The following is a 9,587-nucleotide window of genomic DNA, read 5'->3' as shown; positions in this document are numbered from 1 at the left end:
CCACCTTATCAATGCCAGCCATAACCTACGTCGAAAACAAAAAGCCTTATCTCGCAAGCAAAAAGGGAGTACTAATCGCCGTAAAGCCCGAATACAGCTTGCAGGTGTACACGAACGGGTAGCGAATGCCCGTGCTGATTTTCAACACAAACTCTCTCGTGCAATTGTTGACGAAAACCAAGCGGTAATAGTAGAGACACTGAAATCGGCGAACATGATGAAAAACCGCTGTCTGGCACGCGCTATCGGTGATGCAAGCTGGCATGGTTTTATCACAAAACTGGAATATAAAGCCGCAGAAAAAGGCATACATCTGGTAAAACTGGATCAATGGTTTGCCAGTACGAAAACCTGTCATTGCTGTGGTCACAAAATGTCAGAAATGCCACTACATAAGCGTATCTGGCAATGCCCTGAATGTGGAGTTGAACATGACCGCGATATCAATGCGGCAATCAATATCCGACACAAGGGTATATTGGAATTACAAGCGGCGGGACACGTCGTTTCAGCCCATGGAGACCAGCGTGAATCCGTCGTAAGACGGTTGCGGTCTGAGAAGTGGGAAGCCTCGCCGTTTACGGCGGGGAGCAGTCACTTACTCGTATACAGTGCGCTAAAAATACCAGGAATTGCGCTATTTTTTAGCGCTTCTGCTGTATTATTTCTATGTTGCTGGGATAAGTTTTTGTTATTTTCTGATAATACTTGTTAGTTTTGGCTGATGGTTAGCGCAATTGATGGCGGAGCGTGTGGTCAACATCTATTGTTCTCGCTGCTAACTTATTGAGGCTTAAAGCGTAAGCCAAATTCCAGCATTAACAAATTCATATCGCCAATTGAATTATTGGCTAAGTTACCATAAAGTCAGTCCATTTTTAGCAACCAGCTGCAACCTATCGCTGAGCAATTCTCCATCTGGAAAGTGTAGCTTAGGGGCAATTTCAGCTAAAGGATAAAGCATAAACTCCCGTTCTTTAAGGCCATAATGGGGGATAGTTAAATGTGCTGTCTGAATAATTTGTTGGCCATATAACATAATATCCAAATCAAGCGTTCTTGGGCCCCAACGATCAGCTTTACGTGTTCTACCATGCATTGCTTCAATCGATTGGGTATGTTCAAGCAGGGTTGCGGGCAATAACTCAGTATCTAACGCGATAACGGCATTCAGATAGTCAGGTTGCCCTTGTGGCCCCATAGGTTTAGAATGATAGAAAGAAGAAACGGTAACCGGCTTGGTATTGGGTAATTGATGCAACTCTTTAATAGCACTTTGTACTTGTTGTAAAGGATTATTTAGATTGCTGCCAATGGCGATATAAACACGCTCCATCTTTAATTAACTCGGTTATTTTTTATCGGTTTACGGTTAGTATGATTTCGGCGATGCGACCAATTACGACGATGAGTTGGTATATTACCTAACTCCGAGATCATTTCATGTTGTAGGCTATTACTGGCTTGTTGAAATTCAGCCCACCAATGAGCCAGTTCTTCTAATTCACGCCGCTTTTCTACGTTGGCGCGTAGCTCTAGCAGATCAAACGCAGCGCGAAATTTTGGATGTTCAAGTAGTTTATCTGCTTTTTTCCCTTGGCGCCTTGGTAGTCGCAATTGTAGCTGCCAAATATCGCGCATTATTGAAGTAAGCCGTTTAGGGATAGCGATAGAGCGGCATTGCTCATCAAGGATATCATTCATTGCGATAGCAAAGGCTTCGTAATAGGGTAAACCACTTTCCTGAGAAAGTCTTTCTGCATGTTCTACCAGTGGGTACCACAACATGGTAGCAAATAAGAATGCCGGATTAACACGTTTATTATTCTTTATTCGATAATCAGTATTTTGCAGCACCTGATTAATGATAAGCTCCATCGGTGAATCATTATTGGCGGTGAAGTGGCGTTCAACTAGCGGAAATAATGATTGAAAGAGATTATAACGTTTTAATTGTTGATAGGTTTGATAACCTTGACCAGTCTGAAGTAATTTGAGCGACTCTTCAAATAGACGTGCCGATGGAATGTCTTTTAACAAATATGCCAGTTGTGGAATAGGCTTGGCAGTTTCGGCATCGATTTGCATATTTAGTTTACAAGCAAATCGAATAGCGCGTAGCATCCTAACGGGATCTTCTCGATAACGAATTTTGGGATCACCAATTAAGCGGATCATACCGTTATTTAAATCTTCAAATCCACCCACATAATCACGTAGGGTAAAATCGTTAATTCTGTAGTATAGGCTATTGATGGTAAAGTCGCGTCGAATGGCATCGTCTTCAATGTTACCGAAAATATTATCTCTCAGTAACATACCACTTTGTGCTTTGTGAGCCATGTCCTTATTATTAGTATCAGTTTGTTCATGAGAACCACGAAAAGTAGCGACTTCGATGATTTCATAACCAAACATGATATGTGCTAAACGAAAACGGCGTCCGACTAAACGACAGTTACGAAATAATTTGCGAATTTGTTCCGGTGTCGCATTTGTAGTAACGTCGAAGTCTTTAGGTTTTTTACCTAATAGTAAATCTCTGACACTACCACCGACCAGATAGGCTTCATAGCCAGCATTATTGAGACGATAAAGAACTTTCAGTGCATTGTCACTGATGTCTCTGCGCGAGATAGGATGCTTATCTCGTGGAATTATGGATATTGAAGTATTTATAGCAGAGGCAGGTATAGATTTATCTGCTAATTGAGTACTTTTAATGGTTTTCGTACCCCGATATCTTTTTGTTAGTAAAGCTTTTACCTTAGTCTTGGACTTAGTGTTGGTCGCAGAACTATCATAAGATTTCTGTTTACTTCGATTGTTTTTTTCTTCTCGTATCAATAAATTACGACAGAAATTGGCTACCCGGGTAAAAATAATACACCTCGATATCTAATGCGATTCTAGTTAAAAAAATAAATACTAATAATTAATCATATCTTATAGGATTTTTTTTGAGAATGCCTAAGTAGGATAAAAATTGCTGATTAATCATAATTTGTAACAATTCTGCCGTTTGGTTGAATGCTATTAAGTTGCCAATTTTGTACAGCTTGGTTCAGTAATTGTTCAGTAGTAAGGTCTTGCCAATTAATAATAGTTGGTTGCGATAAAAAATTTAGTGCATCAATTAAAATAGGCCGCGGATCGTTTATCGGCAGCGGCGGGGTATGATTTTGTTTAGAAAGTTTATTATGAAAACGATTTAATACTAAAGGTAAATGCATATAATCGGGTACCGGAAAAGCGAGAAGGTGATGAAGAGAAATTTGTCTAACGCTTGGCGCAATCAGATCAGCGCCACGAACAACTTCGGTAATAGCTTGGTCATGATCGTCAATAACGACAACAAGATTATAAGCAAATAGATTATCTTTTCGCACAATAATGAAGTCTTCTTCAGCCAAAGAGCGAGGCGCTACATAATCACCTTGTAATTGATCATAAAAACCATAAACCGGTTTTGACTGTATGATTCTCAAAGCTGCTGCTGTAGAAGATAAACCAAGATTGCGACAATGTGCGTCGTAATAACCACCGATAGCATTAATACGTTGGCGTGTACAACGGCAATAGTAGCAGTCATAGCACTGCTTTAGCTGCGCTAAAGTGTCATGGTAAAGATCATGCCGTTGTGACTGATAGATGATTTTACCATCCCAATGTAAGCCATAATGCGCTAACGTTTTTAAAATGCGCGAAGCCGCCCCTGGCACTTCTCTAGCAGTATCGATGTCATCAATCCTGACATACCATTTTCCTTGTTTTTTTTTGGCTTGTAGGTAGCTACCAAGCGCTGTAACTAACGAGCCAAAATGCAGATCACCTGTTGGGGACGGCGCAAAGCGTCCAATATAGGGTGAAACGTTAGTAATTATTGAATTACTCATTGATTATCAAAAGGATAAGGTACACTTCTGTGTACCTTATTTTATTGGTGTAAGATTATTGGCTAACCCGCCATCTGTTTTTCACGTAATTCAGCTAATGTTTTGCAATCAATACATAAATCAGCTGTTGGGCGAGCTTCTAAGCGGCGGATACCAATTTCAACCCCACAGCTTTCACAATAACCAAAATCTTCATCATCAATTTTTTTTATTGTCTTCTCGATTTTTTTAATCAACTTACGTTCGCGATCGCGATTACGTAACTCAAGGCTAAATTCCTCTTCCTGTGCCGCTCTATCAACGGGATCAGGGAAATTGGCTGCTTCATCTTGCATATGAGTTACAGTGCGGTCGACTTCATCTCTGAGTTGATTGCGCCATGCTTCGAGAATAACCCTAAAATGTTTGAGTTGGGCTTCGTTCATGTACTCTTCGCCTGGCTTTTCTTGGTAGGGCTCTACCCCAGCGATGGCGAGAATGCTTAAGGACGAGGTTTTAGGTTTTTGCCCTTCTTGCATAATGCTTCTCCTACACACGCAATTTTCATAAAGAACCCCTCAATGGGGAAAAACTAAGGTCGCTATAAATAACAGAACACTTCATACTTAGCAATGGTTCTTACAATTCGTTTTACTGTATCAGGGTGATGCGCGTGTTCTCTGCCTTTTTTGTAAGTAAAACGAATTTTGCCTAAAAGAATATAATAGCTTGGTTTATTGAATAAAGGATATTTTTTTATCCATTGATAGCCCTTTTTCTGATATTTTAATCTGATAGCAGAGTATTTCAACACCAAAATTCGTTGCTTGCTTTAAGAGCGCAGCATAATGAGAATCAATATGGCTTGCAACAGACATTTTCTTTATACCACTATGAAGTACGGCAAAGAACAAAACGGCTCTTTCACCTCGTTCAGCTATCAAGGATAGTTCACGTAAATGTTTTTGCCCTCTGATTGTAACAGCGTCAGGAAAATAACCGATATTGTTTTCTAGTAAGGTGACTGATTTGACTTCAATATAGCAATTAACATGCTGTTTTTTGGTTAGTAGAAGATCGATGCGACTATTTTCGTCGCCATATTTCACCTCTCGGCTAATGTTATCATAATCGGATAATTCCGGAATTTTATTTTCTACTACAAATTGACAAATAACATCATTTGCTCGATGAGTATTAACACAAATCCAATCGCCAGTTTGTGTTTGTGTCAGTTCCCAACTATAGGGATATTTTCGCTTAAAATTATTTGATGTTGAGTACCAAACCGTATCTCCAGGTGTTGCACAGCCGATCATAGCGCCTGTATTGGCACAATGAATAGTTAGTAATTTACCTGATGGTGTAATAACATCAGCGAGAAAACGTTTATAACGCTTTACTAATTGTGCTGATTTTAGTGGCGGAAACCGATACATTGGTAATTACTCCAGTAGTGATAGATGCGCCCAAAGACAACAATAATGCTACAATGTTTGGCATTAAAAGTTAATAATTGTTGCTTTTATATATAAATTGGTGAATAGATAGTGTTCATTAAATGGGATAGCGATAATAACAGTCACCATCAGGATATAAAGCTACTATGTAGCGGATATTGATTATTTAATTATGATAAAATCTTGTTTTAATGAGATATATGAAAAAAGTATCTGTAAGTTATGATTAAGATCTTGGGCTAATAATAAATTACTAGTAAATAAAAATTAATTTTATACCATGTTTGACAAAGATAATTATGAACCTATTGGGCGCAAATCTAAGAAAAAGTCCACTGGTAAAAAATCAAAATCTCAGCAAAATAATCGCTTAGACAACTATGATTATGAGTATGAAGATATTGATGACAGCGAGGAAGAAGAACTAATGGCAAATAAAGACAATAAGTCTCGGCCAGCTAAAAATAACAGATGGCGTTGGTTTTGGTTGTTTGTCAAAATTGCCATCGTCTTGGCACTATTAATTGGTGTTTATGGTATCTATTTATATCAGAAAATCAGTGAACGTCTTGATGGAAAAGTTTGGGATCTACCGGCAGCTGTTTATGGTCGAATGGTTAATCTTGAACCAGGGATGAATTACAGTAAAGAAGAGATGATCCGATTATTAGATGGCATGCAATATCGTCAGGTAAATAAAATCACTTTACCTGGTGAGTATATTGTTAAAAATAATACGATTGAGATGTTACGCCGGCCATTTTCCTTTCCTGATCAAAGAGAAGAACAGATTTTGGCTAAATTAAGTTTTGAACAAGCTCGCCTCACTAATATTACTAATATGGAAAATGGCCGTTCATTTGGTTTTTTTCGGCTTGATCCAAAACTTATCACGATGATGCAATCGGCTAACAATGAGCAACGCTTAGTCTTGCCGAGAGAAGATTTTCCTGATTCTTTAGTCAAAATATTGCTTGAAACGGAAGACCGGCATTTTTATGAGCATGATGGCGTCAGTATTTATTCTATTGGACGTGCGGTTATTGCTAATTTAATGGCCGGTAAGACTGTTCAGGGTGGTAGTACGTTAACCCAGCAATTAGTTAAAAACTTATTTTTGAGTAATGAAAGAACGTTAATACGTAAAGCCAATGAAGCTTATATGGCGATTTTAATGGACTCTCGCTATAGCAAAGAACGTATTCTTGAACTTTATCTAAATGAAGTTTATTTAGGCCAAAGTGGCGATGAGCAAATTCGGGGCTTTCCTCTTGCTAGTCTCTATTATTTTGGTCGTCCAATCGATGAGCTGAGTATTGATCAACAAGCATTATTAGTTGGTATGGTGAAGGGGGCATCACTATATAACCCATGGCGTAACCCTAAACTGGCCCTTGAGCGTCGCAATTTAGTGTTAAAGCTGTTGGAAACGCGCCAAATTATCGATCATGAAATGTATAATATATTGAGTGCTCGTCCTTTGGGCGTGAAATCTAGAAGTGGTGTTTTAACACCTCAACCCGCTTTTATGCAGCTCGTTCGGCAAGAATTAGCTGAAAAATTAGGGGATAAAGTAAATAATCTTTCCGGTGCTAAGATCTTTACTACCTTAGATCCGGTCTCACAACAAGCGGCTGAAAATGCCGTCGAGCAGGGAATAGCTGATTTACGTAAAACACGTAAGTTGCCTGATCTTGAAGGTGCGATGGTCGTCGTTGACCGTATTAATGGTGAAGTTCGCGCTATGGTCGGCGGCTCGCAACCACAATATTCTGGTTTTAACCGAGCGTTAAATGCTCGCCGCTCAATTGGTTCATTGGCTAAACCCTCGACTTATCTTACCGCATTAAGTGAACCGGATCGTTTTCGTTTAAATACCTGGGTACCTGACGAACCAATTAGTGTCAAATTTGATAACCAAATATGGGAACCGAAAAATTATGATCGCCGCTTTCGGGGGCAGGTCATGTTGATTGATGCCTTGGCCAGTTCGTTGAATATCCCGGCGGTAAATATTGGCTTAAGCGTTGGCTTGGATCAAGTTAGTAAAGTACTAGTAAGTCTTGGCGTGCCAAGCGACGCGATAGAAAAAGTGCCCGCTATGTTATTAGGGGCGTTGAACTTAACGCCAGTAGAAACAGCGCAAATGTTTCAAACCATTAGTGGTGGTGGCAATCGAGCGTCCTTATCGGCATTGCGCTCTGTGATTGATGGTGATGGCAATGAGCTTTATCAAAGTTATCCATCTGCCGAGCGGGCAGTCTCTCCGCAAGCCGCTTATCTAACACTTTATGGTATGCAACAAGTGGTTGAGCGCGGAACATCTCGTTCATTAATGAATAAATTTGCTCAATATCATTTAGCCGGTAAAACGGGAACAACGAATGATCTACGCGATAGTTGGTTTGCTGGTATCGATGGTAAGGAAGTGGCAATCGCTTGGGCCGGTCGTGATAATAATGGACCGACAAATCTTACTGGTGCAAGTGGGGCATTGCAACTATATCGTCGTTATTTAGAAAACCAAACCCCATTGGCATTGGATAATCGCCCACCAGAAGGAATTACTGAGATGCGCGTGAATAGCGATGGTAGTTTTAACTGCGCAGGTGGTGGATATCGCATTTTGCCAGTATGGACCGAGGATCCCCAAGCATTATGTCAGCTAGGGATACAATTGTTGAAGCCAAACTTGAATTTAAATGAACAGCAGACAAATAGTAATGATGCGCCCGCTTGGGTAAAAGAGATGTTTGGGCAGTAAAAAAAGCGAGTAAACCGGCGCTGTATTAAAAAAATTGGCGCCGGTTTTTATGTTTAAAAATGATTATTGCATCTTGTTAAACGCATTTTCTGCCGCTTTGATTGTGCGATCAATATCTTCATGACTGTGCGCAATGGACATGAAACCCGCCTCAAATGCTGAAGGGGCTAAATAAACGCCTTGGTCTAACATTAAATGAAAGAATTGCTTAAATTTCTCAATATCACATCGCATAACATCTTGGTAGCAATTAACTTGGGTTGCTTGGGTAAAAAATAGACCAAACATGCCGCCAACATGATTAACAATGAACGGAATACCCGCTTGTTGCGCTTTTTCTTGCAAACCGTTAGCAAGTTTTGTCGTCAGTTCTGTTAAGCGTTTATGGGTATTGGGTTTAGCGACTTCAGTTAAGCAAGCCAGGCCTGCAGCCATGGCTAATGGGTTGCCTGATAATGTGCCAGCTTGATAAATTGGCCCTATTGGTGCGAGTTTTTCCATCAGTTCACGGCGGCCACCGAATGCGCCAACAGGCATACCACCGCCGATTATTTTGCCTAGACAGGTCAAATCAGGTTTGACTTGATAATGTGCTTGCGCACCACCTAAGGCAACTCGAAAACCGGTCATGACTTCGTCAATAATCAGTAGTGCGCCAAATTGATCACATAATGTGCGTAGCCCGGGCAAAAATTCAGCTTCCGGTAGAATACAATTCATATTGCCAGCTACTGGCTCAACAATGATACAAGCGATTTCGTGCGGATATTGGGCAAAAGTTTGCCGTACAGAATCTAAATCATTAAATGTACAGGTCAGCGTATGTTTAGCAATATCCGCAGGGACGCCAGGAGAATTAGGCTGACCGATAGTTAAAGCACCTGAGCCAGCTTTAACTAAAAGGCAGTCGGCATGTCCATGATAACAGCCTTCAAATTTAATAATCTTATCCCGTTCTGTATAGCCGCGAGCGAGCCTTATGGCACTCATTGTGGCTTCTGTGCCTGAATTCACCATACGAACCATTTCGATGGATGGAATAAGTTGACTTATCATTTCTGCCATTACGACTTCAATAGCGGTTGGGGCACCAAAACTCAGGCCATTTTCTGCCGCTTGAATGACTGCTTGCTGGATAATAGGGTGGTTATGACCTAAAATCATTGGCCCCCAAGAACCGACGTAATCAATATAAGCTTTGCCATCAACATCATAAATATAAGCGCCGTTAGCTCGCTGAATAAATAATGGAGAGCCGCCAACACCATTAAACGCCCGCACGGGTGAATTGACACCGCCAGGAATAAATTTTTTAGCTTTTAGGTAAAGTGTTTCAGATTGACTCATTAAATAACTCCAAGCATTTGTCCAGCAGAAATTTTTGCCATATCTTAAAGCAGTATTGCGAGTAAACCAAATAGCAAATTTAGGGGGAATTTTTTAAAATCAGTTAATTTAGGCTGGATCTTGAATCAATTGGCCGGCTGT

At 40.2% G+C, this 9,587-nt stretch carries 7 protein-coding genes and 1 pseudogene; 2 read left to right on the top strand and 6 right to left on the bottom strand.

The window, feature by feature from the left end; genetic code table 11:
- Window positions 1-544: pseudogene (locus G468_RS20325) on the top strand (RNA-guided endonuclease InsQ/TnpB family protein); the annotation flags it as partial.
- Between the two features lie 312 nt (window positions 545-856).
- Here the strand turns inward: G468_RS20325 and folK are convergent.
- The 5 genes from folK to sfsA form a co-directional block, all read right to left on the bottom strand.
- Window positions 857-1,336: a 2-amino-4-hydroxy-6-hydroxymethyldihydropteridine diphosphokinase gene (gene folK / locus G468_RS0109300; protein ID WP_026822897.1), complete on the bottom strand. Its 480-nt coding sequence runs from the start codon at window positions 1,334-1,336 to the stop codon at window positions 857-859.
- A 2-nt stretch (window positions 1,337-1,338) separates the two neighbouring features.
- A complete protein-coding gene (pcnB, locus tag G468_RS0109295) occupies window positions 1,339-2,694 on the bottom strand; it encodes a polynucleotide adenylyltransferase PcnB (protein ID WP_407062041.1) in 1,356 nt (451 codons plus the stop codon).
- A 299-nt stretch (window positions 2,695-2,993) separates the two neighbouring features.
- On the bottom strand, window positions 2,994-3,896 hold the full coding sequence (gluQRS, locus tag G468_RS0109290) for a tRNA glutamyl-Q(34) synthetase GluQRS (protein WP_026822895.1): 903 nt from the start codon (window positions 3,894-3,896) through the stop codon (window positions 2,994-2,996).
- Window positions 3,897-3,958: 62 nt separating this feature from the next.
- A complete protein-coding gene (dksA, locus tag G468_RS0109285; RefSeq protein ID WP_026822894.1) occupies window positions 3,959-4,414 on the bottom strand; it encodes an RNA polymerase-binding protein DksA in 456 nt (151 codons plus the stop codon).
- Between the two features lie 195 nt (window positions 4,415-4,609).
- On the bottom strand, window positions 4,610-5,314 hold the full coding sequence (gene sfsA / locus G468_RS0109280; RefSeq protein ID WP_026822893.1) for a DNA/RNA nuclease SfsA: 705 nt from the start codon (window positions 5,312-5,314) through the stop codon (window positions 4,610-4,612).
- A 301-nt stretch (window positions 5,315-5,615) separates the two neighbouring features.
- Here sfsA and mrcB point away from each other — a divergent pair, with 301 nt between their 5' ends.
- Window positions 5,616-8,099: a bifunctional glycosyl transferase/transpeptidase gene (gene mrcB / locus G468_RS0109275; RefSeq protein ID WP_026822892.1), complete on the top strand. Its 2,484-nt coding sequence runs from the start codon at window positions 5,616-5,618 to the stop codon at window positions 8,097-8,099.
- A gap of 63 nt (window positions 8,100-8,162) precedes the next feature.
- Here mrcB and hemL read toward each other — a convergent pair whose 3' ends face one another.
- On the bottom strand, window positions 8,163-9,446 hold the full coding sequence (gene hemL / locus G468_RS0109270) for a glutamate-1-semialdehyde 2,1-aminomutase (RefSeq protein WP_026822891.1): 1,284 nt from the start codon (window positions 9,444-9,446) through the stop codon (window positions 8,163-8,165).
- Window positions 9,447-9,587: the final 141 nt, after the last annotated feature.

This window comes from Arsenophonus nasoniae DSM 15247, assembly GCF_000429565.1.
Classification (GTDB): Bacteria; Pseudomonadota; Gammaproteobacteria; order Enterobacterales; family Enterobacteriaceae; genus Arsenophonus; species Arsenophonus nasoniae.
Note: the sequence above shows the minus strand (reverse complement) of the source record. Positions and strands in the feature narration are given on the sequence as shown.